The sequence below is a fragment of the Cohnella soli genome, from assembly GCF_042655525.1.
Lineage (GTDB): Bacteria > Bacillota > Bacilli > Paenibacillales > Paenibacillaceae > Cohnella > Cohnella soli.
Map to the genome: position 1 here is coordinate 35,736 of NZ_JBHSMI010000010.1, position 25,618 is coordinate 61,353.

The following is a 25,618-nucleotide window of genomic DNA, read 5'->3' on the forward strand; positions in this document are numbered from 1 at the left end:
ACTTACCCCCTCTCGGGCGGAATGGGGATCGTCACAATGACGGTCGTTCCCTCGTTTAACCGGCTTTCGATGCGGACGCCGTAACCTTCCCCGAACAGAAGACGAAGGCGGAGATGCACATTCTGTAGACCGATCCCTTTGCGTCCCGGCTCCAGTTCCGGCTCTTCCTCGTCCCCTGCCTTCATGGACCGGATCGCTTCCAAAGAACGTTCCAGGTGCCGCAGCGTCTCCTCTTCCATGCCGACGCCGTTGTCCGCAACGACGATTTCCAGTTTGCCGTCGCGCTCCCGCGTCGAAATGCGCAGCTGACCTGGACGGTCGACCGGCTCCAGCCCATATTTGACCGCGTTCTCGACAATGGGCTGCAGGAACATTTTCGGCACCTCAATGCCCAGCCATCGCTCTTCTACATCGAACTCGGTATGCACCCTGCCCCCGAGGCGGGTCTGAATAATCGTCAAATAATGCCGGAGCTGCTCAAGCTCCCTTCTCAAGGGTGCCCTGGAAGCTTGCTCCCATTCGCTGCCATAGCGGAAAATTTGCGACAGAGCCAGAATGACTTTGCCAAGCCGATCATTCTCCCGCTCATCTAACATCCAATAGATCATGTCCAACGTATTAAACAGAAAATGCGGGTTGACCTGGGATTGAAGCGCCTGAAGCTGGGCATTCTTCTCGCTGAGCGTCGCCAGCTTGATCCGTTCGATCAACTCATCCATCTGGCGGACCATCCGGTTGAAGGAGCCTACGAGCACATTCAGCTCCTGGTACGATTGCACGTGTACTTGACCTTTAAAGTTGCCAAGCTCCACCTGCTTCATCTGCTGGATGAGCCTCTTGAACGGAGAAGAGAAGGAGCGAGACACGAACGTCGCAAGCACGGTTGCGGCGAGTACAAGAACGATAATGACCGATAAAAGGAATCGCTGAGTCTGCCTCAGTTCCAGTTGCAATTCGCCTTTGGGCGTGATGCCGATAACCGTCCAGTCCGCCGTACGGATGCCTGAGGCGGTAATCATTACGTCCTTCTTGTCCGTGATCTGCACTTCTCCCGTCTTAAGCGGGCCCGGCCACCCGGCCGGAATTCGTTCCTCCGCCGATCCGGCGGGATTCGTACGGATCATTTCCGAACCATCGGAAGCTTGAATGATGACGTCGCTGCCCGGTCCAAGACTGGCATTCGTCAGCGCCGAGACGATCGCGTCCACATCGGTCTCGATCAGGACGATTCCGATCGACTTAAGCGCGCTCAACTCGTACAACTGGCGGCCAAAGGCGAACACCGGACGTTCGATCCCGCCGCTCATCAGCGAACGGGGATAAACGCCCAGCCAGATCATTTCTCCGGTTGAGCGCTTGAGCCGAGTGTACCACTCCTGTTCGGAATGATCGCGGACGGTTGCCCCCACCGATCGGTCGAAGCTGAACACCCGTCCCTCGTTAGTGACAATATGAATACCGACAATATCGTTGCGAGAGTAAAAAATGGCGCCGATGGTGTCGGTAATTTTGCGGTCCAAATCCACGTTGGCGACTGAGAGTCCGGCGGAAGAGCTGCGCAGCAGCCGCATGAGCTCATTGTTGGAATTGAGCGACTTCGTCACGCTGTCATACCCTTTCAGCATCACGTCGAACAGACCGGCCGTCTGGGAAATGTTTTTCTCCGCGACGACGCTCATCTTGCTGCGAATCTGCTCCGTGGCGCGCTGATAGTAGACAAAGCTGACGATCAGCAGCAACCCTAGCATGCTGAACAAGAAAATCAGAAACAATCTGCCGCGAATGGATCGGAATTTTTTCATGCTTTCATGTTACCCTTTTACCGCCCCGGCGACCATGCCTTTTGTAATTTTCTCCGCGAGCAGGAAGTAAATGAGCACAACCGGCAACGCCCCAAGCACGAGGAATGCGCCGATGGCTCCGTAGTTGACCGAATATTGACTGACGAAGCTGTATACGCCGAACGGCAATGTTTTCAGCTTCTCGGAAGAAATGAAGGTAGCCGCCATAATGTACTCGTTCCAAATGTTGATGAAGGCGAGAATACATACGGTCATAATCGGCGGAATGGAAATCGGCATCACGATGGAACCGAATATCCTCATCACTCCCGCGCCGTCCACGATGGCCGACTCTTCGATCTCCGTCGGGATCGTCTTCATGAAGCCGCTCAAAATAAAGACGGCGATCGGCGTCTGGAAGGCGATGTAAGGCAGAATCAGCGACAGATGTGTATTCAGAATGCGGATGTTCTTGAAAATGAGCATCAGCGGGAGCAGCGTTGCCTGCATCGGGATCATCATGCCGATCAGGAAGATGAGCATCACGATCTGGCCGTATTTCCAACGAAAACGAGTAATCGCGAATGCCGTCAGCGAAGCGAGCAAAATGATGCAAATCATCGTGACAATCGTCACGAAGCCGCTGTTGTACAGGTACTTCCAGTAGTTGCCCCCGTTAATGGCGTTAGCGTAATTGCTCCATTGCCATACGGACGGCAGCGAGAAGAAACTGCCCGACAAAATTTCTTCGTTCGTCTTCAGGGAATAAATCAGCAGCCAGATGAGCGGGTACAATTGCGTGACGAGAAGAATACCGAAAAACGCGAATACGACAATCTGGGCTGCGGACAGGCGGCGTTTGCGCCGAACGTTGGCAACGGGAGTCCCTTTCGTCAGACTGACGGTCTGGTTCATGCGAAGCTCCTCCTTTTTACGAGAATCGTTTGTCCAGACGGTTGAACAGCAGGTTGATGACCAAGGTGGCCGCTAGACAGACGACAACCAGGAAAGAGGCGATGGCGCTTCCGTAGCCGTACTTCATCGACAAGAAGCTCATGTTGTACATATAGCTTGCGAGAACGTCGGTCGCGTGCGCGGGACCGCCGCCCGTCATGACCATTATCAAGTCAAACGATTGGAGGGAGCCGATAAACGAGAGTACGACGGAAATTTTGAAAATCGGGACGATCAGCGGCAGCGTAATATAACGATCCGCTTTGAGGCCTGAGGCGCCGTCGATTTTGGCCGCCTCGTAAATATCGGCTGGAATGTTCTGGATGCCGGTAAACTGGATCAGAATGTGATAGCCCAAGTACTGCCACAAGGCCACGACGATGATCGAGAAAATCGCGATTTTCGGCTCGGTTAACCAGGAATGCGTCCAAGAGTCCAGCCCGAGCTGAATGAGAACCTGGTTAATCATTCCCCCCATCGGCGCCGGATTGTAGATCGTCTTCCACAGTTGTCCGATGACGGCCACTGACAGGATCACGGGCAGAAAATAACTCGACACGAGAAACCCCGTCCGGCGTACGAAACGGCTGATCAGAATCGCCACGAATAGCGCGATCGGCAGCTGGATCAGCATCGAGAAACCCGCAAGCAGGAACGTTCGGCGTACGGATGGCCAGAACAGCGAATCGTTCGTAAACATTTTCTCGAAGTTGGCCAGACCGACGAACTTCGAAGTGCCTATGCCGTCCCAATTCAGCATGCCGTTATACACGGAGACGAGGATCGGAGCGAAAACCAGACAAACATAGAGGAGCAAACACGGCAATACGAAAGCCGCGATCGTCCAAGGGGATACTTTTAACACCTTCAAGGCTCCCGCCTCCTTCAAGCACTCTCATCGATGACGAAAGAGGTTGTCACACGGGCCGAAGCCCGATGCTTGATGACAACCTCCTCCGTTCTCTTCGCTGTTTATTCCTTGTTCTCTTCGTAGCCCTTCTGATGTTCCTTGGCCACCGCAGCCGAATCTTCTTTGGCTACGAACAGTTTCTGGATGCTGGAGAGATGCACTTGAGCCGTTCCCGGATTCATCGTGTTGTCGAACGCCAGGTCTCCGCCTTTAACGTCTTTGAACATGCCCAGCACTTCCATCGCCATGTCGGAGTAACCCGCAGCTTTGAAGTCTTCCTTGATGTTCTGTGCGACGCCGACTGCGCCTTTCACTGCGAACGCTTCTTTCGGATAGTTCAGCATGAAGTAGTTCAAGAAGTCGAGCGTCTCAGCCAGATGCTTGCTGTTCTTGGATACTGCGAATGCGCTTCCCGGAGCCAGCATGAACTCATCCGGATTGCCTTTGCCGCCGATCGTCGGGAACTTGAACACGCCGACATCGCCGCTCTGGCCGACTGTGGATGTCTCAATGCCGCCGGTAGCCCAGCTACCCATGAAGTACATCGCCGATTTGCCTGTCTTGAACAAGTTTTCACCTGCGTTGTAGTCGAAGGAAGTTGCGCCTTCCTGGAACGCGCCCGCTTGAACGAGCGATTGGAACGCGTCTACCGCTGCGATGAACGCCGGATCTTCGAATGTTTTCTTGCCGTCGAGAACGTCTTTCAGGAAGCCCGGGCCGCCGTTCGTGCGAAGCAGCATGTTCATGAACAGGAACGAACCCGTCCAAGAATCCTTCTCGCCGATCGCGATCGGGGTCATGCCTTTGGACTTCAGCAGCTTAACCGTATCCACCAGCTCTTCGAACGTCGTCGGCACTTTCGCGCCCGCTTCCTGGAACATTTTCTTGTTGTAGTAGATCAGCGCGATATTGTTGCCGTCAGGCAATGCGTACAAGTTGCCATTGAAGGAGTAGTAGTCCAGAATGCCGGCCTGGAACGTGTCCTTGAGCCCGTTCTTCTCGACCATCTCGTTAAGCGGAGCGAACAAGTCGGCATCCACGAACGGCTTCATCTGCGCGGCCGGGTTCACGATCGTAATGTCCGGCACTTCCTTGGAAGCGGCTTGCGTCTTCAGCTTCAGCTTCTGCTGGTCGGTGTTGAGGGAATCGAGCTCGATCTTGATGTTCGGATGATCGGCTTCGTATTGCGCAACGATCTTGCGCAGCATGTTGTATTTCGGATCGGTCGGGTCAGGGTAGATGTTCTGGAACGTTATCGTCACTTTCTCGTTGCTGCCGCTGCTCGCTTTAGGCGTCTCGGATGCGGTGGGGCTGCTTGCCGGAGCGCTTTCGCCGTTTTTATTGTCATTGTTTTTCGATCCGCAGGCAGCCAGACTGAGCGCAAGCGCGCCAGCCATCGCGGAGAGAAGCATCTTTCTGTTCAGAACTTTCATCTTATATCCCCCTCGGGTTGTGATAGACCCATTATCTATCTAAGACCTCGGACGAACAATAAAGTTACTTAAGGGTTGATGTTTGTTTTTTTAAGGTGCTCTGTGTTGGGGACAATCTCTCCATTTGGTATTCCCACCATGCACCCGATCGGACATTTTGTTGTCGCGGAAAAACTTGGCGGGTGCTACAATACTTTTTAATCAAAAGGGGGGCCGGCGATGAAGGGAATTGCGGAAGCTTGCCAGAGGCTGTTCCTCGGCTCTATTCAAAGAAAATTGGTTTTCGCTTTCTTGTTTTTGATCGTGCTGCCGATCGTGCTGTCCGGCATCATCTCTTTCAGCCTCATCCAAGCCTCGGTGAAGAGCAAGGCGAACATCGGCAACGAGATGGCATTGTCCCAAGCCGGCGCGCAGGTGGAACGGGTGTTCCGAGACATGATCATCGCCTCCAACACGCTGATGCTTGACGACGAAATCTCGGAGATCGTGGCCGGGGGCGCGCGTGAAGATCCCTCGGAGCGCTATTATGCGAGCAGCATCATGAACAGCAAGTTTTTCAATATCCAAACGTCGACTTTGGATTACTACGCCAACAATTTTATCGCGGTTATCGACCAGAGCGGCGATATGTATACGACGATTCCGTCGGAATCCGGCGCCTCAGACACGCTCGCCCAGCTGCTGAAACAGGAAGGGGCCAAAGCGGACTCCAACTATGTGAAAATGGGCGGCTCCGCTTACGTGATCGACTTCTCGCCATTGGGGAAAAAGATTCGCTACATCGTCTTGATCCGTGCTTACATGGAGCTCGGAAACGGGAAGAAGCAGGGCGATATCGTCATCGGCATGCCCGAGAAGGAAATATCCGGCATTCTGCGGGGTCTCGGCTCGGAACAAGGCATCGGCGGCTATGTGATCAACGGCGAGGGGAAAATCATCTCCTCCTCGAACGAGGATGAGGTCGGACAGACCTTCCCCTATTGGGCGGAGATGGCGGACAACCCTGCGGAGGACATTAATTTTCTAGAGTTGAAAAAGCAGCACGTCATCGTGAACGCCCGGTACCTGGAACGGCTGGGGTGGCGGGTCATGCAGGTGGTGCCCGACGACGTGCTGTTTGCCGACGCATCCGCGATCCGCAATTCCCTTCTTTACGTGAACCTCTTATTCTTGTTCGTGTTTTTCGGCCTGTCTTTCTTTATCGCAAGAAGCCTGTCGAGGCCGATCGCCAAGCTGAACAAAGCGACCGAACAGCTGGCTTCGGGCAACCTGGAAGCGCGAGTGGATGTGCTGCGCAAGGACGAGTTGGGGATGCTTTCGGTCAAATTCAACAAAATGGCTTCGCAAATCCACGAGCTGTTCGCCAAGGTGAACGAAGAGCAGAAAACGAAGCGGGAACTCGAATTGAAGATGCTGTATGCGCAGATCAACCCCCACTTCCTGTTCAATACGCTCAATTCCATTCGCTGGCTCGCCGATGCCAGCAAAGTGTTTAACGTGAGCAAGGTCATCGTAGCGCTTGCCAACCTGTTGAAAAGCAGCATCCTGCACAAGAACGAATGGATTACGGTGCGGGAGGAAATCGACAACGTCAAAAACTACGTGACCATCCAGAAGTTCCGCTATGCTTCGCTGTTCATCGATGAGTACGACATCGACGACAGCATCGCCGACTGCGGCATTCCCAAGCTGATCCTGCAGCCGATCGTCGAGAATTCGATTATTCACGGGTTCGAGGGGCTTTCCCGCAAAGGTTTGATCCGTATCAGGGCCCGCAAAGAAGGGGAGAAAATCGTCATTACCGTATCGGACAACGGAGTCGGAGCCGACCGGCAGCGTCTGGACGAGATGATGACGGGACAGGGACAGGGCGGCCAGTCCGGGAAATTCAGCGGCATCGGCATTCACAACGTGAACGCCAGACTGGTTCTGCATTACGGGACGGAATCGGCCCTGCGCGTGCAAAGCGAGCCCGGCGAAGGCATGATTACGACGGTTGTCATCCCGATTCGCCAGATGGGGCCGGAGGTGGAAACGCATGTATAAAATTTTGATCGTGGATGACGAAATCTTCGTGCGCATGGGCCTCAAAATGTCCATCGATTGGCACGCCCACGGCTTGCAGCTGATCGGCGAAGCATCGAACGGCCAGCAAGCGCTTGAGCTGATGAAAGAGACAACGCCCGATATCGTCATTACGGATATCAAGATGCCCGTGATGGATGGCATCAAACTGATCCAGGAGATTGCCGCAGCGTATCCGGCGGTAAAATGCCTCGTACTGAGCAATTACGACGAGTTCGAGCTCGTCAAGGAAGCGATGAAGCTCGGCGCGCTCGACTACTTCCTGAAGGTCACGATCGAAAGCGAGAAACTGATTGAAGCCATAAAGCGGGTATGCGAGCGATTGGACGGAGAAAGGCGTGCGGCCAACGAGGTGCGGGAAATCGTCAGGGCGATGAACGAGCATCGGACCGTGATCGAAAGAAAGTATTACTTGGAGCTCATCCAGCCGGAGGCGAAGCCGGGTACGTTCCATGCCGCGGTTGAAGCGCTCGGCTTAAAGCTGTACGACCACAGCGGAGCGATTCTGATGCTTCTGCTGCGGGATTACGGGAAGCTGCTGTCCGAGCGGTTTCAATCCAACCGGCGCTTACTCGAGTTTACGATTCTGAACGTCGTCGAGGAACTGATCAACCACCACTCCAGCGGCAAAATCATCGAGCACTCGGACGGCGTCTACGCGATGATCGTCAGCTGGAAAGATCAAACCGATGAGCGGCAAGTTTCCGATTTGGCGGATCGGGTCAGAACGGCGCTGCACGATTATTTGAGCATCGAATCCAATGTCGTCTGCGGCGCGGCTTTCCAGGGTTACGAGCAGCTGCGGGACGGGTTGGTGGCGTTGGACAAAGCGAAGCTCGAAGCTTTCTACGAGGATGCGGGGTCTGTTCTGCGCATCGGCCAAACCGCGTTCTCCGACGACGGCGTCTCCGAAACTTACCTGAACGCCAAGGGACAACTGGCGCTGTACGTCCAATTAGGAGACGGCCCGCGGATCGCGGCATGCCTGGATGCTTTTCTTGACTGTGTGAAAATGGAGCGGATAGACCCCGTCCTCGCCAAGCGGCACGTCCTTAACCTGGTCGGCATCGTGCAGGACGAGCTTTCGCTGCGGATCGAAGACAAGGGGAACGCCCCGATCGATACCGCGATCGCGGGCAAGATCGACGAGGCCGCCGGTTTCGCCGAGCTCAAGGAAATCGTGCTCCCCTTCGCCCGCCAATGCGAAATCCGACTGGAAAGCTTCCGCCTGCAGGGACCCCGAGACGAGATCGTTCAGGCGATCGAATATGTAAAGCGGCACTACGCGGGGAAGGTGTCGCTGGAGGACATCGCCAGACGCGCAGCGATGAACAAAAGCTATTTCAGCCGCTTGTTCAAGCAAGAGACCGGCGAGGCGTTCCAGGATTTCCTGATCCGCACGCGAATGGAACAGGCACGGGAGCTTCTGCTGGCATCGGACAAAAAAGTGGCGGACATCGCGGCGGAGGTCGGATACAACGATATTTTTTATTTTACCCGGGCGTTTAAGCAATATTTCAAGATGTCCCCCGGCGAATACAAGAAAAGGAACCGGCCGGCTCCCCCGAAGTAATCAAAATTACAAGTGGATCTCCCGAAAAAGGTATATTCGCGCAATATGCCTTTTTTGTTGCGGGTCGGGAGGGTTCGGCAAGGTTCAGCAAGTATTCAAAATGCAAACAAGCGGTAAAACGAATTCATATGTCCGCCACAAGAAATGCTCTACAATTCAAAGTGTCGAAACAAATCGACGTCATATCGGGGAGGTTACGAAAGGATGCAGGCAATCAAGAGAACGACGGGCATCATCCTTACGGCCGCGCTAAGCGCCATGCTGTTCGCGGGCTGCAGCAACAATTCAAATTCGTCCGAAACCGGCGGCAATCCGTCGTCGCCCGCGGCTTCGGGAGGAGAAGGAAGCGCACCGCCGGCAAGCGACAAGGAAGTCGTCGTGCTGAAATACGCCGTGTCGGCCGATCAGGCGGCCCGGCAGAGCACGAAGGACTTGCTGGCGCTCGTCGAGAAAAAGCTGGGTAACGTTAAGCTTGAGCCGATCGTCATTCCCGGAGAAGGGGCCGAGTGGAACAAGAAGGTCACGATCAGCTTGATGGCCGGGGACGAGATGGACGTGCTCTACCAGAACGCGACAACGTACCAGAAGTTCGCGACGGCGAATCTGATCGAGCCGCTGGACGAGATGATCTCGCAGGACAATTACGATGTCGACAGCATTTACGGAAGCAGCATTTCGAAGTACAACGACAAGATTTACATGCTCCCGGCGTTCAGGGATGTGCATGTGACGATGTACAATAAAAACCTGTTCGACGAAGCCCATGTCCCTTACCCGGACAATGCGACCTGGACGTGGGACAAATACGTCGAGACAGCGCAAGCGATTAGCAAGCTGGGCAAAGGCACGTACGGCTCCTACATGTTGGATTGGGACAATTACTTCATGTTCAAGGCCCGGCAAATGAAGGTCCCGGAATATAAGCCGGACGGCACGTCGAATTATGACGATCCGGCGTTCGCCGAATCGATGAAGTTTTACGGCGACCTAGGCAACGAACTGAAGGTTCAGCCGGATTTCATCACCTTCAAATCCAAGAAGATGCCTTGGGACACGTTCCTGACGACCAACAATTACGGTATGTTCGTCGTCGGCAACTGGGCGGTTCAAAGCGCGATGGACAAGAAGCAATATCCGCGCGACTGGAAACTCGGCGTGGCGATCATGCCGCAGATCGACGCGGGAGGCAAGACGGTGATGGGCATTATGGGCGGATACTCCGTGTCGTCTACGTCCAAGCACAAGAAGGAAGCCTATGAAGCGGTCAAGGTGCTGGCGGAGCTGCAATGGACGCTTCCGGGCAACATCCCCGCCAGAGTCGATCTGAGCGCGGAAGAGGTCAACTCCATTTTCCAACCGATGGTTGACGGCTTGAAGGACGACGGCATTACGGTCGAAGAGTTGAAAGCCGCCATTCTGAACCCGTCCCTGGACATCGTCAGCGAGAAAATCGTCGGACCGGGCATGACGCAGATTACCTCCCTTATCATGTCGGAAGGCGAACTGTATGCCACCAAGCAAAGAACGCTCGAGCAGACGATGAAGGAGCTGAAGGAAAAAGCCGACAAGGCGATCGCGGAGGATCAATCTACCCCATAAGGCGCGGCAAGGCAAGGAGGGAGCATACGTTAAACGTTGTCTCCCTCCTCGTTTTCCCGAGAGGCCGACGAAAGGAACGCATATGAGAAAAACGCATCGATCGGGCTCATGGACGCTCAGGCGGCAGGAGGAATGGATCGGCTATTTGTTCATTCTGCCTTTCGCCATCGGTTTTATCGTGTTCCAGTTCGCCCCGCTGCTGTCCTCTGCGGCAATCAGCTTAACGAATTTGAGCTTTATCAGCAATCTGTCGGGTGTCCGCTTCATCGGCTTGCAGAACTTCACCGCCCTGTTCGGAGACGAGCAATTCACGGGCGCTTTCTGGCGAACGTTATATTACGGTGTGTTGTTCGTTCCGGGCGTCATCGCGATCAGCCTGTTTTTCGCCTTTCTGATCAACCGGAAGATTTACTTCAGAAGCGCGATCCGCACGGCGATCTTCATGCCTTACGTCTCCAACATGGTCGCCATCGCGGTCGTCTGGGCGCTACTGCTCGACGTGAACGACGGTCCCGTCAACATGCTGCTGCGGGCGCTCGGCGTGGAAAATCCTCCTCTGTGGCTGCTGGGCGAGAAAACCGCCATTCCGAGCATCGTAATGATCGTCGTGTGGCAGAACATCGGTTTTTTTATGATCGTGTTCCTGGCCGCACTGCAGAACGTCCCGGGCGAACTGTACGAAGCCGCGATGATCGACGGCGCAGGCGGCTTCGCGAAATTCCGGAAGATCACCCTGCCGATGATCTCACCGACGACATTCCTGCTTACGATCACGGCGGTCATTACCTCGTTCCAGAATTTCGGACCGATTCAAGTGCTAACCAAGGGCGGCCCCGGCTCGGCCTCCACGACGCTGTCGGTCAATATTTATCAGGAATCGTTCGTCCAATACCATATCGGCTACAGCACGGCGCAGGCGGTCGTCATGTTTCTGATGATTCTGATCATTACGGTCATCCAGTGGCGCGGACAGAAAAAATGGGTGACTTATTCCTGATGGAGGCTTAACGATGCGCAAAATCATCCTGACGTCGCTTGTGGCGATTCTCGGCATTCTTAACTTGTTTCCGTTTATTTTCATGCTGTCCTCTTCGTTTAAGCCGCTGGGCAAAATTTTCGAGTACCCGTTCCGGCTGATCCCTGAGCCTTTCATCTGGGACAACTACAAGGGGATTTTCGGCGAGCAATATCAGTTCGCGCTCTGGTATCAGAATTCTGTGGTAATGGTCGTGCTGACGCTGCTGCTGAAGTGCGCGATCGTATCGATCACCGCGTATGCGTTCGCTAGGCTGAGGTTCCGGGGGAGAGATCGGATTTTCCTGCTTTTTCTAGCGGCGCTTATGCTGCCTGGAGACGCGACGATCATCCAGCGTTACGTCATCTATAAGGTGCTTCACTTGACTGATACCGTATGGGCGCTCGTGCTGCCCGCGGCGTTCGACGTCTATTTCGTTTTCCTGCTTCGCCAGTTTTTCGTTTCGATCCCGTTCGAGCTGACGGAGGCCGCGATCATCGACGGATGCGGACATTTCCGAGTGTTCTACCGGATCATCCTGCCGCTGGCCAAGCCCGCCGTCATTACGATGATTCTTTTCTCCTTCGTGTGGACGTGGAACGATTTTACCAACCCGTTTATTTTCATTACGAATATGGATAAGCAAATGCTGACGGTCGGCATCGCGATGTTCCAGGAGATGAGGTCGCAGAACTACGCGCTGCAGATGGCCGCCTCTTCGTTGGCGCTGATCCCCGTAATCGCGCTGTTCATGTTCTCGCAGCAGTATTTTATTAAAGGAATCGCAACCAGCGGCGTTAAGGGCTGATAGCCGGAGGCGAAGCGCCTGCGCTGCTGCGATTGCCGCACCCGGAGGAATGAAACATGAAACCTAATCTGCTGGCGGGGCTTTCCCCGCAGCATACGAAATTCGTGCAGTTGCCCAATGAGAAAGGCCACAACGCGGTATGGGATTTCCGCCGTTCGCCCGACGACCGCTTCTATGTGAGCGTATGCGGGGAGAACGACAAGCCGCTGTCTGCGCTGTTGTACGAATATGATCCCGAGAACGGGAATTTGCGCTTGATTCTCGACGTGGAGAAAAGCTGGATCGTCGATCCGCGGCAGATGCCGCCGAGCAAAATCCATACGAGCCTCGACTTCCTGCCGGACGGCAAGCTGATTATGGCCACTCATAATACGTCTCCTGCTCCGGGACATCGGCAGTGGCTGTTCGAGCAGCACTACGAGCATCCTTGGGAAGGATATCCCGGCTCCACCGTGATGATCGTCGATCCCGACACGACACAGGTGCGGACGCTCGGAATCCCCGTGCCCCGCGAAAGCATCTACGGCGGCCTGCTCGGCGACGATCCGCGATATTACTACTTTCTCGGGTATATGAGAGGCCACTTCTACCGGCTGGATCTGGAGACGAACGAGGTGAAGGACTACGGCAAAGTGTCCGAATTCGCTTCGTGCAGATTGGTAAAAGACGAGAAAGGCCGCATCTACGGGGGCACCTACACCGGAGAGCTCTGGCGTTACGACCCTGTGCGGGATGAAATCGAGGATTTGAAAGTCCACTTTGTTTCTCCTCACGGGACGAAGTATCGCCGGGCGCTTATTTTCGCCCTGAATTCGCCGCGCGGCACCTTGTTCCTGACCAACAACGTGGACGGCGAGATGATCGAGCTTCATCCGGAGACGCTGGAGGTCACCCGGCACGGGTATGTCCATCTCCGGCCGGAGCAGCCCCGGAATCCCTATTTGAGGCACGCGATCGGAGGGCTCGCCGCCGACGATAATTTTGTGCTGTATTACGGCCTGGAGACGTATCACGGAGCGGATCTGATCCGTCTCGTCCGGTGGGATATTTTGAACGGCGGCGAGCCGGAAAATCTCGGACTGATCGCGCCGGACGGCAAACAGTCCCATTATATTTGCGAGATGGCGTTCGATCGCAAAGGTTGGCTTCATATGGTCGACGTGTGCGGCGCCTACTCGCCCTACATTCTGGCTGTCGACGTCGCCAAGCTTCATCCGCCGGGAGATGAGGCGCCTCCCGCGGACATTCAAGCGGTCGCGGAGCCGGATATGCATATGAGCGCCAATGCGGACACCTTCATGCATATCGAGGCCGCTTCGACTTTCACGCTGCCTCTTCATCGTTACCTGGCATGGCGGGACACGGCGCTGACGTACATTCGGTTATCCGCTCACAAACTGTACGGGATCGGGGGGAAATCGGCGGTGCTTCGAATCGTCTGCAATCTGGATGAGGACAAGCCGGAGAAAATCGAGGTTCTTTACGCCGGAGGGGGGGTGTTATCTTGTGTGGATTTGCCGGACGGTCGCATCGCCGCGCTGACGACGGACGGCAAAGTGGCAACGTTCGATCCGTTGTCGGCTTTGGGCGTAGGGGCCGGGGCGGGGACCGGGGCTGCAATCGCGGCGCTGCCTGAAGGCATCGGGGCGTGCAGGCTGCATTTCGCGTTGGATGCCGTGACGGTCGCGGCCAGCGGCAGGGACGGCCTCGTCTATGCGGTCGATTGCGCCGGAGGCGGGGCGGCTCGGTTGGACGGGATTCGTCTGACGGAGGAGGACGCATTGCTTCTGCAGTTGGAAGACCGTTACTGGCTGCTGTCCGGCGAAGGGGACCGACTGCTGAAGTACGACAGAATTGCGATGCGCTCGGAAACGCTCGGCGTTAAGGCTCCTTCGATCAGAGGCAGGGCATTCTCGGCAACGCTGACAGGCGGCGCGGTTCTGGCGGACGGAACCGTCGTGGCCGGCACGCGCGACGGCATGCTGTTCGCGCTGTCGCCCGAATTTGAAACGGCAACGCGTTACGGGCGGCTCTACTCGGCCGGCCAGCTAAGAAATTTCGTGCGCAAAGGCGGCGATGAGATTCTGGGCGTCTACGGAGGGGCGACGGACGCGGGACACGTGTTCCTTTTCTCGCTTCGCGAGGGGTTCATCGATCTGGGAAGGCCGCGGGTCGTGAAAGACAATGCCGCGCAATTGGATCTCGATACGGAATGGGCGAACATTCATCACATTTCCTGTATCGCCTATGCTCCCGAAGAAGACACCCTCTTCGTGGCGTCGGCGGAGGAATACGGATGCGTGATCCGTTACCGCGGGTTGACGTGTTCCGGTGACTTCTAAGTGCCTAAAGTACAGTTAGTTTCGGCAATTGGCGTGTTCCGAGGTTTCTACGTGCGAATAGTGCAATTAGTTTCAGGCAGATCGTTTGCTGCGAAGAAATGCGTGGAACTATATGTCGTTTTTACAATTAGTCGCGCGATACGTTAACTCCTGCCCGAACTAAATGTCGTTTTTACACTTAGTTCCGCCGATCCGCCCAATTTGGCCGATTTCCTACCCCTTTTGCACATGATCGCCGACACCTTCTGTCGTTCTGCAATTTGGGGATAAGCTCGTAGTTTCATAAAGCAATCATTTTCGCGAAAGGAAGGGATTGGCTTGATGAAAAAACGGATGGGTTTTCTGCTGTTGTTCGCGGCGTCGGTCATATGTTGGCTGTCGTTTGCGGGACATGAAGCGTCGGCAGCCTCGAAGGAGGTTCGTTTTACCGATACGAACGCGATTCTAAGAGGCAACCCTTATTCGGGGACGGCTTTCGACATTAACTCTGGGGGAGGCACTTCCTTCGCCAGCGATCCTGCTATTACCGATTTTATCAACGGCGTGAAAAGCATTCCGTCCGATGCGGACATCGTGCGGGTGCTAATCGGATGGGGGGATTTCGAGCCGACCGACGATCAATGGGATTGGAGCCGGATCGACCAGCTGATGAGCCGGGTGGCACAGGAAGGCAAGACGCTTGAAATTCAACTGCTCATGTCCGAAAGCCCGGACCCTGCGGAAGCCCATTTCGCTTACGTCTATCCGCCGGCATGGCTGTTCGACGTGAAAAACTGTCCTTATCGGCTGGCGCCTTACGGGGATGGAACGCATTATACGAAGCAGCCGATTTATTACAGCGAAATTTATCTCGGCGAACTGGAAGAAGCCATCGACGCTTTCGCCGGGCGGTATGACGGGAATGCGGCCATCTCCTGGGTGGATTTGCGGGCATTCTCTTTGTTCGGAGAATGGGGCGGCTGGTATGACGCGGAACATTTTCCATGGCCGGACGCCCAGACGAGACGGACGACGTTAAACCGCATTGTCGGCATTTACGAGAATGCGTTCGCGAGCACGATGGTCATGATGCAGAATGCGGGCGCCGACGTGGTCACGACAGACCCGGCTGCGAATACGCTTGCCAAGCGGTTTACGGCTTTTGCCTACGATCGGGCCGCCGCGAACGCAAACTGGGGGTTCCGCTCCGACACGGTGAACAGCGCCGGCAACTGGATGTGCTACAATTGTCCGCTCGCGCAAGCCCCTTGGATTAACAAGAAGGAGCGCCGCGACCATATCCAGGTGTCGGAGGGTGCGAACTGGGACAATCCCGATATTATGCTGAACAATCCGCGGAAAATCGTGCAGAACGCCCTTGAATACTATCATGCCAACCTGCAAGGCATCAACAACACGAGCTTCGCGAACTGGGACAATATGAAAAATGCCTACGGAGAGTGGTTTACGCTGCTGAGCCGATACGTTGGCTACCGCTTCCTGATGGCCGAGGCGCATTATAACGACAAAGTGAAACCCGGAGGCTCGTTCGCGTTGTCGCAAACCTGGGTTAACAACGGCGTCGGATTCAGCCCGAAGCGCTACCCGTTAAAGGTGATTTTTACGAATCCTGCAACGGGGAACGCCGTATGGAGCGGCACCGATTCCGCCATCGATCAACGCCAATGGTTCAAGGGCGAGTTTCATGACGTCGCCTCTACGTTCACCTTGCCGGCGAACTTGCCGTTAGGCACGTACGATGTGCGGATCGCCATGACCGACGCGGCGGGCAATCCGCGGATCGAGCTGCCGATGCCGGACGGCGCCGGCAAAACGTACAAAATCGGGACGGTCACTGTCGCCGCGCAAGCCGACGCGTATTCCGCCCCCGCCCTGCGCAACCAGTTCCGGATCGAAGGGGAAGATTATACCGATGCCAGCGGTGCATACGGAGCCTTCTATGCTCCGGAAGGCGGCGGTAACATGCTGTATATGTTCGACAGCGGGCAGTGGGCGGAATATGCCAGCGTGAACGTAGCGCAAAGCGGCGCTTACACGGCCGAGTTCCGGGTATCCGCGGAGGAAGGTAACTCCTTCCGCCTGGAGGTGGACGGCGTTGACGTCACGGGCAACATCAAGACGCCGAATTCCGGCGGTTATCTGAAATTCCGGACGATCGATAGAAAGATCAATCTGACGGCCGGCAAGCATACGTTCAAGCTGGTGAAAAACTCGCCCAACGTCTGGCTGTTCGTTAACTGGATGCGGTTCACGCTGGACAATCCGCACGAATTCAAGATCCAGGCGGAGAACGCCAGCATCTCTTCGGGCATTTATCTGGGGGCGAACGAATTCACGGACAACGACGGCACCGTCGGCGCCTCCGTTATCGACACGGGCGACTGGGCGCAGTACGACAACGTCAACATCCCAGTCAGCGGACCTTATTTGTTCGAGATGCGCTATTCGACTCTTGCCGGCTCTTCTCCGCAGAAATACAAGCTGCTTGTCGATGGCGTCGACGTGTCGGGAGAATTGACTCTCACAGATACCGGCGGCGTAAACAACATGGCGAACCAGGACGAAATCGTGTTTTTGACGGCGGGGACGCATTCGCTCAAAGTCGTGTGGACAGACGCCCAGTCCAAAGTGATCTGGAACTGGATGAGATTCAGCTATCAAGGCAGCTTTACGAAAAAGATCGAAGCCGAGCATTACAGTATGCAGTGGAATATCGACAAGGAAGACCAATGGAACGGACCGTTAACCGGAGTCGGGACGGGCACGTACCAAGACGGCGGGCCTGTCGTTGCCGTGGATGCGATGGACAAGAACGACTATATGAAGTACGAGAACATCTACGTTCCCTATACGGGGCACTATTTGTTCGAGTTCCGGGTATTCTCCGACACCGCGCGGAGCTTCCGGTTCGAGGTCGACGGGGACGCGACAAGCGTGCAAGTGCCGAACACCGGCGGGGTCGGCTCGTTCGCCACGGTCCAGAGATGGGTCAAACTATCGGAGGGCGTGCACAACTTCCGAATCGTCGTAGATGACGCCCCGGCCAACGCCAAAATGGGGATCGATTGGTTCAAGTTTACGAAGTAGTCGGGGGTTGGCGGGCAGACTGGTAACGGGCTGCGCGGGTATTCGCGGCAGCCCTCCCGTCTACTATTGGACGTGTAGGGCTGCCTCTCTATTCGTGTCGGTGCGAATCAGTATAAGCTTCTCATGATATTGTAGATTAGCACGGGCATCCATGAATCCATCTAGAACGGCGTAAATTCCTTTTGGCTCCAAGGGGCAGGGTGTGCTATAATGATTACTGCTGTGGCCCCGTAGCTCAGCGGATAGAGCACACGTTTCCTAAACGTGGTGTCGGATGTTCGATTCATCTCGGGGCCGCCAGTTAACAAGTCGAAAACCCTTGATTGAATGGGGTTTTTTTATTTTTGCGGGGATGTTAAAGTGTCGTTTTTAGTCCCTTTTTGTATTGCCACGATCCCCCCCTCAAGTGGAGCGTCCCTTAACGTGCTGGATGGCATCTGGTCGTGTCTGCCGTAGAAGGGGTTCAGGTGCGCGGAATTGTCTACCGCATGGACTTCGAATTGGGCTCGCTCCCGCGCTTGCCATGCCCTTCGCGCCTAATGAACTTAGGAAGGAAGCACAAGCCTATTGACCAAACAAAGCGGCAGGCACTGTGCCCTGCCGCTTTGTTTGGTCGCAGACGTCTCTGCCGCTCAGCCTTGTCCGATCATCGTTCACTTCATGGAATTGTCCAGTTATTTACCCCTTTTGTCCCTGAAGCAAAAGAATAAATGGAAATCTACAGTAACTTCGCTATCACGAGCGTGCAAGTCACTCAAACGGCGGTTTTTGATGGACTTTTCCATGAACCCGGACCCATCACTTCGACTCGAAGCCAAATTAATGGATTCTTCCATGAAGCACACCGCCGCCCCCTACACCTTATACTCCGCCGACGCTTCGGTAATATCCGCGAGGTTGAAGCGCTCGCCGTCGACGGTGAACGTCCGGTCGTACGGGTCGACCCGCTCCACGACGCCGATCACCGCGCAATCCTCGAACGGGTCGTACAGGCGGAATTTCGCGGAAGTCTGCATGCCGAGCGACTCCAACAAGACGCGAAGAATGTGATTCCATTCGACGGAACCGACCTCCGGCCTCCTGCTCGCATACCGCTCTTCCGTCATATCGCGTATACCGCCTGAACCGTCAGGATGCGGTCTACCGACAGCGTACGGAATCCCCGCTTATCCAGATCGTACACGCGGGCTCTGCCGTTACGAATGGCAAAAAGGTTCACTCTGCGCTGCGAGAACTTTCCTTTCGTATCCACGTAAATCAAATCGACCTTGCGTCCGATGCACTTCTCGATTGTCGATGCTCCGCTCATTGGGTATCCTCCTCGAAATGGAACGTATGTTCTTATTATAACGAGATCATACGTTCTTATACAAGGGGTGTTCCTGTTATCTTCGCAACTATTTTGTCAGCGCTGCTACGATCCGCGAAAGCCCTTCGGCAACGAGGCTCCTTCTCGTCGCGAGGTTAATTCGAATGAAGCCCTCTCCTTCACCGAATCCGGCACCGTCAACCACGGCCACTTTGGCTTCCTGAACAAGATAAGCGTTCAACTTGTCCGGCGCAATGCCGAAAGCCCGGCAATCCACCCATAACAAATACGTCGCCTCCGGACGCGACACATGCGCTTGAGGCAGATGCTCGCGCAAATACGACATCGCGAACTCCACGTTCCCATCCAGATAGGTCAGACATTGGCTCAGCCATTCCGCCCCTTCACGGTAGGCCGCTTCCACGGCTGCCATAGACAACGGGTGGGGCATAATATGCCCGAACTCCTTCGATAGCTTTGTCCGTACGTCTTCATCCGGCACGACCGTGAACGCCATTTGCAAGCCGGCCATATTAAACGTTTTGCTCGGCGCAACGCAAGTGATCGTTTGTTTCGCCATATCCGGAGCAGCGAGCACGAATGGAATATGTTTGTTCCCGGCAAGGATCAAGTCAGAATGAACTTCGTCGGCTATGACGAGTACATCATACGCCTGACACAGCTCCGCCAGCCGCGACAATTCTTCTTGCGTCCACACCCGCCCGACAGGATTATGCGGACTACACAGAATGAGCAAACGCGCTCCCGTCGTTCTCAGCTTGTCCTCCAAGTCGTCGAAGTCCATCTCATAACGGTCGGAGACAAGCTTGAGTGGATTCGAGACAACGACTCTTCCTTGATCCTGCACAACTGCAGCGAACGGTGGATACACCGGCGGCTGGATGATGACGTGATCTCCCGGTGCGGTGAACGCGCGAACTGCTGCGGCGAGCGCGGAGACGACGCCCTGCGACCACACGACCCAATTCCGCTCGATCGACCATCCATGCCGGTTCTCCATCCACCCGCCTACCGCTTCATACAACGAATCCGGTACGGATGCATAGGTGAACAGGCCCATGGCGACTCTTTTCATTAAAGCCTCAATAACAGGCGCAGGCCCCGGAAAGTCCATATCGGCCACCCACATCGGCAGCAAATTCTCGCCTTCAAATTGCTTGTCAGCGACCGCCCACTTAAGGAAATCCGGACGAGCCAAATGTACTTCTTCATCGTCAAAGTTGTAATTCATCTGCGTGCCTCCGATTTGTACATTCTAAAAGTAACTTGTTCCGTGTATTGCTGGCAGCTTTCGTAGAAGCATTATAAACCGCACTTCCCGCCGACTTCGCTCCCATTATCACACAGGGGCTGCGGGAACAGCAACTGTTTACATTGTCCGGCTATATAAGAAAGAACCTCCCCGCCTGGGCGAGAAGGTTCTGACTTCGTAAATCGTATGCTTTGTTTACATGCTTTCGTTCGTTGTGCCTTCGTCGGTAGAGCCATCGTCAAAACTGCCCATGCCGCCGAACATGCCGCCCATCAATTCCTCCAGCTTATCCGTCGTAATGACGTTGTCGCCGCTTGGAATCGGGTTCTCGAACTTCACTTCTTTGTTCACGTTCGACATCTCGGATACGATGCGAATCGTTACGCCGCCCGTCATTTCTTCAGACTCGATTTTCGCAGAGATCGTCGCGTCCGTGTAAACAGGGTATTCTTTCTTATCGATGCCGATGTTCGCTTTAATGTCGAGTTTCTTCAGTTCTTTCTTCATATCTTCCAGGCTGGTTTTGATTTCATTTTTGTCTGTATCGGCAATTTCTTTCTTCGCCTTGTCCAGATCTTCCTGGGTAACGTTCAGCAGCTTGCGATATTCTTCGTTCTTGGACAACAGGTCAAACACATCCGGAACGATCTTCTCGATCACCGTGTTCACGAATGGCTCGATTTGGGACTGATCAACGTGCAATTGTACGACTTGCTTCACGTCAACACTATCCGGGATGCCGGCGTCCTTCGCTTTCACGTCGGACAAATATTGCTTCTCATCGATATGTTTGAAAATAATGCCCATTAAATCGTTGCCGAATTGCTGCGACTTGCCGATATCGAGGCTAGGCATTTCTTGGCCCGCGTCTTCCGCAAGCTTCTTCAAGTCGAGTTCGACGAACTTGCCGACGACTTCTTCCGGAATCGGAAGCATCGGAATATTCGGTACCTTCACCCATACTTTCTCCTGGGTCATGATGATAGGGATGCTAAACGTAACCGCCAAGTCGCCCTGCATCGCAAGCTTCAGGTTAAGCTCGAGCATCATCGGATCGCTCTTGTAAGCGCCCGTCCAGCTCACTTCGGCGTTCTTCAGCATGTTGGCGACTTGAGCCGCACTTTGATCAGACGTGTCGGATTCCGGAATATCGAGGTTTTCGATCTTCAAGCTACCCTTGAAGTTGTAGGATTTTATCTCCGTAGATTTCGACATCGAAGCTTGAAGCGCGTCTTTCGGAGATTTGCTCTTCGTGCATCCGCTCAGCACAAGCGCAACCGACAATAACACGGCAACGATTGCGAAACCCATTTTACGAGTAAACAAATAAGTTAACCCCTTCCCTGTATGAACCTCTTTAGTCAATGAACCAACGTTCATTGTATCTTAATTTCGCAGGCGCGAAAAGACTTTTCGTGTTAAAGATTTGTTAAAATTTCGGGGTAATTGTTAATGAATGTCTTTCTTCTTAAATCTGCCGCCTTTGACGTCATGAATGTTGCCGACCGCGAGGAACGCCCCCGGATCAAGCTCGTTGACGATCGTCTTCAGCTTCGTTTCTTCCAAACGGGTAATAACGACGAAAATCACTTTCTTCTGTTCGCCAGAGTAGCCGCCCTCACCATGCAACAGCGTTACACCACGTCCCAATCGAGCGGAGATCGCGTCCCCGATTTCTTTGTAATAATCGCTAATAATCCAGCAGGATTTCGATTCGTCGAACCCTTCGAGGGTCAGATCGATAACCTTAAACGCGATATAATAGGCGATCAGGGAATACATCGCACGATCCCAGCTATAGACGAAACCTGCGCTTCCGAGAATGAAGAAGTTGATAAACATAACCGTCTCGCCGACCGAGAAAGGTAATTTCCGGTTAAGCATGATGGCTACGATCTCCGTGCCGTCTAGCGAGCCGCCCGCCCGAATAACGATACCCGTTCCCGCACCGAGGAAGATACCACCATACACGGCAGCCAAAAATACGTTTTCCGTAAAAGGTTGAACCGGGTGAAGCAGCGTAGTGGCAATCGACAGGGTAACAACGCCGAGCAAAGTGGATAACGCGAAAGTTTTGCCGATTGTTCGATAACCGATGATTAGGAAAGGAAGGTTGAGAACGAAGAGGAAAATACCGATTCTAGCTCCGGACAAATACGAGGACATAATGGAAATACCGGTGATGCCTCCATCGATGATGGAGTTGTTGACGAGGAAAATTTCCAAAGCAACGGCGACGAGCACCGCGCCGATAACGATGAAGAGGATGCGCCTTGCAACTTCCCAAGGACTTGATTTCGTATGCAGTTTGTTCAGGTTCGCGCCGGGTGGGGCTAGGGTGTTTTCTTTGGTCATGTAATGTCCTCCTTCGAGTGCGATAACTCCATTATACCAATGTACTTACGGGGGGTAAACCGAAGGACGGAATTTGGAAGGTTTTTTACGTACAAAATCCCGGCTCATCGCCGGGATTCTGGGAAGTGTATAAGGAAGGGGATCAGCCTTCCGCATTATTGTGTTTCGTGTGGTTCCGATTTTTCACTTTCTTGGATCCGGACAACGGCTCAACCGGCTGCTGATCGACAGTGGAATGACGGGGGCCATGCTCCTCTTCCGGGTTCGGCACCGGCTGCGACTTCGGTTTGCTCATGCTATGCGAATCCTCCTATGAGTTAAAATGGTTCAAATCGGCCGACTCGTCGTGATTTAGCGCGTCCTGATGACGACGATCGTTCGTCTTCTGCTGTAGTTGCTGTGCATGGTGGGCGTTCACTGGTGTTTGTTCCAAATCTTCTGCGACGTTGCTTAAGTTCTTATCTGCAAAACCGTTCGAATCAGACACTCCCGTGGCCTCCTTCAAGAATGCGTATAATGATGCAGCGCTTGTGCGGTCTCATGCAGATGGCGCCGATAGTCGCCGATCAGTTGCTGGATAATGTCGGTCCTTTCATCCACCGTCTGTCCGTCCTTCTCGACATCGGTCAATTGAATATCGATTTCCCGGCTATCGACGTAACGAACAGCGAAGTCGAACTCCATGTTCGTATGTCCGGCTGATCTGATTGTTACATTAAGCGCGCTTGGATCCGCCCCGTCGATTCGCACTTCGGCGTGATCGCCGCCGTGAAGCCAATCCGGCAGCGCGTTCCGCCACGCCTCCGCCAAGCCTTCCTGAGGAACGTCTAATTCATCATTGCTTGCCATATGTTCCACCTCCGCTCCGTTAGGTTGGCCTATTGAGGCGTTCTTATGCGTCGGAGGGTTGGATGCGCGGATAAGAAGAACCGCCAGAAGAGCTGAAGGTGGCTCTCCTGACGGTTCTTTAAAGTTTTCTAAGCGCTGGTTGCCTACGCTTTAAGTTGATCCAACAGCTGCTTGATGGCAGGATTTAAGTTTAACGCGCGCAAAATAATCGTCAAAGCTTCAGCTCGGGTTGAAGTTTCGTTAGGGGCAAATGTGCTTGCGTCGCGTCCTTCGACCAGACCGGAAGCTGCAGCAGCGTTAATTTCCTGGGCGTTCCAAGCGCCACTAATATCGTTGAAGCTTATATTTTGTTTCTTCTCCAGTGCAGCCAGATCTACGATGTGGCTCAAGATGGCGATGATCTCCGCACGGGAAATGGTTTTATCCGGTTTGAACGTGCCGTCTCCGTAGCCGGAAATGATACCATTGGACGCAAGCGCCAAAATGGCGCTGTTCGCCCAGTGATTTTGCACATCCTTCAACGGGCTCGTGTTGTTTGTCGTCTCAATATGAAACACTCTTGCGATGATTGCGGAGAACTCGGCGCGCGTGATATTTGCATTCGGACGGAAAGAACCATCTTTGTAACCGGAAACGACCCCGAGCTTGACTAAAATATCAATGCTCGGTTTGCTCCAGTGATTGTTGACATCGGAGAATGAGGTGCTGACCGGGTTTGTCTTTACCTTTTCGATCTCGGCTTTTATGATCTCTTCAATCTTAGCAACGTCTATCGCTCGGGCGAAAACTTCAACAGGAGGTTTCGGTTTCGACGGCGTCTCCGGCACCGGCCCTGTCACGATCGGAGGGCTCGCTACCGTTACGGTAACCGTATAATCCTGCTTCGTTCCGTCTTCAGCGTACACCGAATAAGTTACCGGATTCGTAAAATCTTGTTGAGTCACGCCGCTCACTTGCACTTGAGCACCAACCATAACTTTCGCTCCCGTAATGGCGAAGCTTGGGGCCAGAGCAGTGATATTCGTGCCGTAAGGCACCGTCAAAGCTACCGTATGTTTTGTCTGATTTACGATACCCCTACTTTGTGGATTAGCAAAGCTGAAGGAGGTTAGCTCCTTCGCAGGGCTTAAAGTGGTGACGGTCACAGTATAATTTTGCGCCACGCCGTTTACAGCGACCACTGTGTAAGTGACCGGTGCGATAAAATCATTAAGTGTTACTCCGGATGTTTGAGCTTGATCCCCAATCCATACGGATTTGCCGTTCGTGGTAAAGGAAGCCGTCATACTGTTCCGCGAGATCCACCCAGGCAAAGCAATGGATATCGTATGGGCAACCTCGTCGACAGATCCATCCACTCCGCCAATACTAAAAGTTTGTATTTGTTTGGTCGTTTCCGCGTCTTGAGCGGCTGCGGTTACTGTGACCGTATAAATTTGGTAAAAGCCGGCTTCATCATACACGCTAAAATCAACCGACTGGCTGAAATCGAACGCCCCTTCCCCGCTCACTAGTTGCGGTTGCGGGCCGCCGGCCGTCACTTTCGTACCGGTACTCGTGAACGTAGGCACTAAGCTTGTTATTGTTGTATCGTAGGGAACCGTAATAGAAATCGTATGACTCGATTCATTGATAATCCCGAACGAGTTGGGCGACACCAATCCGAAAGATGTCATTTTTTTAGCTGTGCTCGGATCTCTGCGAGTAACGGTAACGATGTAGTCTCTTGTACTTCCATCAAGTGCTGTAACCGTATAGGTTACCGGGGTGGTGAAATTTTGAGAAGAAACCCCGCTTGTTTGCACGGAACTGCCTACTTTAACGATAGCTGCACTATCGTCCAGCGTGAAAACAGGCTTTAATGACGTTACATCCGTACTATAAGGAACCATCAAAAAGATCGCATAAACCTCTTCGTCAATGAGTCCCGTTACCGCAGGAGCAGTTAAATTAAACGACCGAAAGGACTTTACGTTGCTCGGACCGATCGTAACGGTTACCGTATAAACTTGCTGGCTGCCATCCTCGGCTTGTACTGTTAATGTTTTCGGGGACGAATAATCCGTGCGCGTAGATTCACTCGTATGATTAAGAACGATTGCTCCTTCCGAAACCTCGAATATTTCTTGCATACGATCAACGGCAGAGCGATAAGGCACCTTAACCTCAATCGTATGGTTCACGTTATCGATGATACCCGGATTACCTTCCACGGAAAAGGAAATAAATTCCTTAGCCGAACTTG

20 protein-coding genes and 1 tRNA gene are annotated in these 25,618 nt (G+C 53.9%); 8 read left to right on the top strand and 13 right to left on the bottom strand.

Features of this window, described 5'->3' with window-relative positions; translation table 11 throughout:
• Positions 1–2: 2 nt before the first annotated feature.
• The 4 genes from ACFPOF_RS05780 to ACFPOF_RS05795 form a co-directional block, all read right to left on the bottom strand.
• On the bottom strand, positions 3–1,802 hold the full coding sequence (locus tag ACFPOF_RS05780; RefSeq protein WP_378130516.1) for a sensor histidine kinase: 1,800 nt from the start codon (positions 1,800–1,802) through the stop codon (positions 3–5).
• Positions 1,803–1,811: 9 nt separating this feature from the next.
• Positions 1,812–2,696: a carbohydrate ABC transporter permease gene (locus ACFPOF_RS05785; protein WP_378130518.1), complete on the bottom strand. Its 885-nt coding sequence runs from the start codon at positions 2,694–2,696 to the stop codon at positions 1,812–1,814.
• Positions 2,697–2,712: 16 nt separating this feature from the next.
• Complete coding sequence (locus ACFPOF_RS05790; RefSeq protein WP_378130520.1) at positions 2,713–3,606, bottom strand: carbohydrate ABC transporter permease; 894 nt, start codon at positions 3,604–3,606, stop codon at positions 2,713–2,715.
• Positions 3,607–3,707: 101 nt separating this feature from the next.
• On the bottom strand, positions 3,708–5,078 hold the full coding sequence (locus ACFPOF_RS05795) for an extracellular solute-binding protein (RefSeq protein ID WP_378130522.1): 1,371 nt from the start codon (positions 5,076–5,078) through the stop codon (positions 3,708–3,710).
• Positions 5,079–5,297: 219 nt separating this feature from the next.
• Here ACFPOF_RS05795 and ACFPOF_RS05800 point away from each other — a divergent pair, with 219 nt between their 5' ends.
• The 8 genes from ACFPOF_RS05800 to ACFPOF_RS05835 all read left to right on the top strand — a co-directional run bounded on the left by ACFPOF_RS05800 (position 5,298) and on the right by ACFPOF_RS05835 (position 17,887).
• On the top strand, positions 5,298–7,124 hold the full coding sequence (locus ACFPOF_RS05800) for a sensor histidine kinase (protein WP_378130524.1): 1,827 nt from the start codon (positions 5,298–5,300) through the stop codon (positions 7,122–7,124).
• Positions 7,117–8,736, top strand: coding sequence for a response regulator transcription factor (locus tag ACFPOF_RS05805; RefSeq protein WP_378130526.1), 1,620 nt, complete (start codon positions 7,117–7,119; stop codon positions 8,734–8,736). The genes ACFPOF_RS05800 and ACFPOF_RS05805 overlap by 8 nt, the downstream gene beginning before the upstream one ends.
• A gap of 204 nt (positions 8,737–8,940) precedes the next feature.
• On the top strand, positions 8,941–10,335 hold the full coding sequence (locus ACFPOF_RS05810; protein ID WP_378130528.1) for an ABC transporter substrate-binding protein: 1,395 nt from the start codon (positions 8,941–8,943) through the stop codon (positions 10,333–10,335).
• Positions 10,336–10,417: 82 nt separating this feature from the next.
• Positions 10,418–11,332, top strand: a complete 915-nt coding sequence (locus tag ACFPOF_RS05815) for a carbohydrate ABC transporter permease (RefSeq protein ID WP_378130530.1) — start codon at positions 10,418–10,420, stop codon at positions 11,330–11,332.
• A gap of 13 nt (positions 11,333–11,345) precedes the next feature.
• The gene (locus ACFPOF_RS05820) at positions 11,346–12,158 is read left to right on the top strand and encodes a carbohydrate ABC transporter permease (protein WP_378130532.1); all 813 of its coding nucleotides are present in this window, start codon (positions 11,346–11,348) and stop codon (positions 12,156–12,158) included.
• Between the two features lie 56 nt (positions 12,159–12,214).
• On the top strand, positions 12,215–14,500 hold the full coding sequence (locus tag ACFPOF_RS05825) for a PQQ-binding-like beta-propeller repeat protein (RefSeq protein ID WP_378130534.1): 2,286 nt from the start codon (positions 12,215–12,217) through the stop codon (positions 14,498–14,500).
• A gap of 321 nt (positions 14,501–14,821) precedes the next feature.
• The gene (locus tag ACFPOF_RS05830; RefSeq protein WP_378130536.1) at positions 14,822–17,587 is read left to right on the top strand and encodes a carbohydrate-binding protein; all 2,766 of its coding nucleotides are present in this window, start codon (positions 14,822–14,824) and stop codon (positions 17,585–17,587) included.
• 224 nt (positions 17,588–17,811) lie between these two features.
• Positions 17,812–17,887 (top strand) — tRNA-Arg (locus tag ACFPOF_RS05835).
• A 554-nt stretch (positions 17,888–18,441) separates the two neighbouring features.
• On the opposite strand, the gene ACFPOF_RS05840 is transcribed toward ACFPOF_RS05835, so the two are convergent.
• The 9 genes from ACFPOF_RS05840 to ACFPOF_RS05880 all read right to left on the bottom strand — a co-directional run bounded on the left by ACFPOF_RS05840 (position 18,442) and on the right by ACFPOF_RS05880 (position 25,586).
• A complete protein-coding gene (locus ACFPOF_RS05840) occupies positions 18,442–18,693 on the bottom strand; it encodes a YolD-like family protein (protein WP_378130538.1) in 252 nt (83 codons plus the stop codon).
• Positions 18,690–18,896, bottom strand: a complete 207-nt coding sequence (locus tag ACFPOF_RS05845; protein WP_378130540.1) for a hypothetical protein — start codon at positions 18,894–18,896, stop codon at positions 18,690–18,692. The genes ACFPOF_RS05840 and ACFPOF_RS05845 overlap by 4 nt, the downstream gene beginning before the upstream one ends.
• A gap of 88 nt (positions 18,897–18,984) precedes the next feature.
• Positions 18,985–20,148, bottom strand: coding sequence for a MalY/PatB family protein (locus ACFPOF_RS05850; protein WP_378130542.1), 1,164 nt, complete (start codon positions 20,146–20,148; stop codon positions 18,985–18,987).
• A 216-nt stretch (positions 20,149–20,364) separates the two neighbouring features.
• A complete protein-coding gene (locus ACFPOF_RS05855) occupies positions 20,365–21,495 on the bottom strand; it encodes a hypothetical protein (RefSeq protein WP_378130544.1) in 1,131 nt (376 codons plus the stop codon).
• Positions 21,496–21,618: 123 nt separating this feature from the next.
• Positions 21,619–22,524: a YitT family protein gene (locus ACFPOF_RS05860; protein ID WP_378130546.1), complete on the bottom strand. Its 906-nt coding sequence runs from the start codon at positions 22,522–22,524 to the stop codon at positions 21,619–21,621.
• Positions 22,525–22,666: 142 nt separating this feature from the next.
• Positions 22,667–22,819, bottom strand: coding sequence for a small acid-soluble spore protein P (locus tag ACFPOF_RS05865; RefSeq protein ID WP_378130548.1), 153 nt, complete (start codon positions 22,817–22,819; stop codon positions 22,667–22,669).
• 15 nt (positions 22,820–22,834) lie between these two features.
• The gene (locus ACFPOF_RS05870) at positions 22,835–23,011 is read right to left on the bottom strand and encodes a hypothetical protein (protein WP_378130550.1); all 177 of its coding nucleotides are present in this window, start codon (positions 23,009–23,011) and stop codon (positions 22,835–22,837) included.
• 14 nt (positions 23,012–23,025) lie between these two features.
• Positions 23,026–23,373: a hypothetical protein gene (locus ACFPOF_RS05875; RefSeq protein ID WP_378130552.1), complete on the bottom strand. Its 348-nt coding sequence runs from the start codon at positions 23,371–23,373 to the stop codon at positions 23,026–23,028.
• Between the two features lie 143 nt (positions 23,374–23,516).
• Positions 23,517–25,586: an S-layer homology domain-containing protein gene (locus tag ACFPOF_RS05880; RefSeq protein ID WP_378130554.1), complete on the bottom strand. Its 2,070-nt coding sequence runs from the start codon at positions 25,584–25,586 to the stop codon at positions 23,517–23,519.
• Positions 25,587–25,618 lie beyond the last annotated feature (32 nt).

Excerpts from the sequence above, each read along its gene's own strand:
- ACFPOF_RS05785 (WP_378130518.1), bottom strand. The coding sequence starts at position 2,696 with ATGAACCAGACCGTCAGTCTGACGAAAGGGACTCCCGTTGCCAACGTT.
- ACFPOF_RS05840 (WP_378130538.1), bottom strand. The coding sequence starts at position 18,693 with ATGACGGAAGAGCGGTATGCGAGCAGGAGGCCGGAGGTCGGTTCCGTC.
- ACFPOF_RS05815 (WP_378130530.1), top strand. The coding sequence starts at position 10,418 with ATGAGAAAAACGCATCGATCGGGCTCATGGACGCTCAGGCGGCAGGAG.
- ACFPOF_RS05780 (WP_378130516.1), bottom strand. The coding sequence starts at position 1,802 with ATGAAAAAATTCCGATCCATTCGCGGCAGATTGTTTCTGATTTTCTTG.
- ACFPOF_RS05825 (WP_378130534.1), top strand. The coding sequence starts at position 12,215 with ATGAAACCTAATCTGCTGGCGGGGCTTTCCCCGCAGCATACGAAATTC.
- ACFPOF_RS05875 (WP_378130552.1), bottom strand. The coding sequence starts at position 23,373 with ATGGCAAGCAATGATGAATTAGACGTTCCTCAGGAAGGCTTGGCGGAG.
- ACFPOF_RS05850 (WP_378130542.1), bottom strand. The coding sequence starts at position 20,148 with ATGAATTACAACTTTGACGATGAAGAAGTACATTTGGCTCGTCCGGAT.
- ACFPOF_RS05845 (WP_378130540.1), bottom strand. The coding sequence starts at position 18,896 with ATGAGCGGAGCATCGACAATCGAGAAGTGCATCGGACGCAAGGTCGAT.
- ACFPOF_RS05795 (WP_378130522.1), bottom strand. The coding sequence starts at position 5,078 with ATGAAAGTTCTGAACAGAAAGATGCTTCTCTCCGCGATGGCTGGCGCG.
- ACFPOF_RS05810 (WP_378130528.1), top strand. The coding sequence starts at position 8,941 with ATGCAGGCAATCAAGAGAACGACGGGCATCATCCTTACGGCCGCGCTA.
- ACFPOF_RS05820 (WP_378130532.1), top strand. The coding sequence starts at position 11,346 with ATGCGCAAAATCATCCTGACGTCGCTTGTGGCGATTCTCGGCATTCTT.
- ACFPOF_RS05805 (WP_378130526.1), top strand. The coding sequence starts at position 7,117 with ATGTATAAAATTTTGATCGTGGATGACGAAATCTTCGTGCGCATGGGC.
- ACFPOF_RS05860 (WP_378130546.1), bottom strand. The coding sequence starts at position 22,524 with ATGACCAAAGAAAACACCCTAGCCCCACCCGGCGCGAACCTGAACAAA.
- ACFPOF_RS05800 (WP_378130524.1), top strand. The coding sequence starts at position 5,298 with ATGAAGGGAATTGCGGAAGCTTGCCAGAGGCTGTTCCTCGGCTCTATT.
- ACFPOF_RS05830 (WP_378130536.1), top strand. The coding sequence starts at position 14,822 with ATGAAAAAACGGATGGGTTTTCTGCTGTTGTTCGCGGCGTCGGTCATA.
- ACFPOF_RS05865 (WP_378130548.1), bottom strand. The coding sequence starts at position 22,819 with ATGAGCAAACCGAAGTCGCAGCCGGTGCCGAACCCGGAAGAGGAGCAT.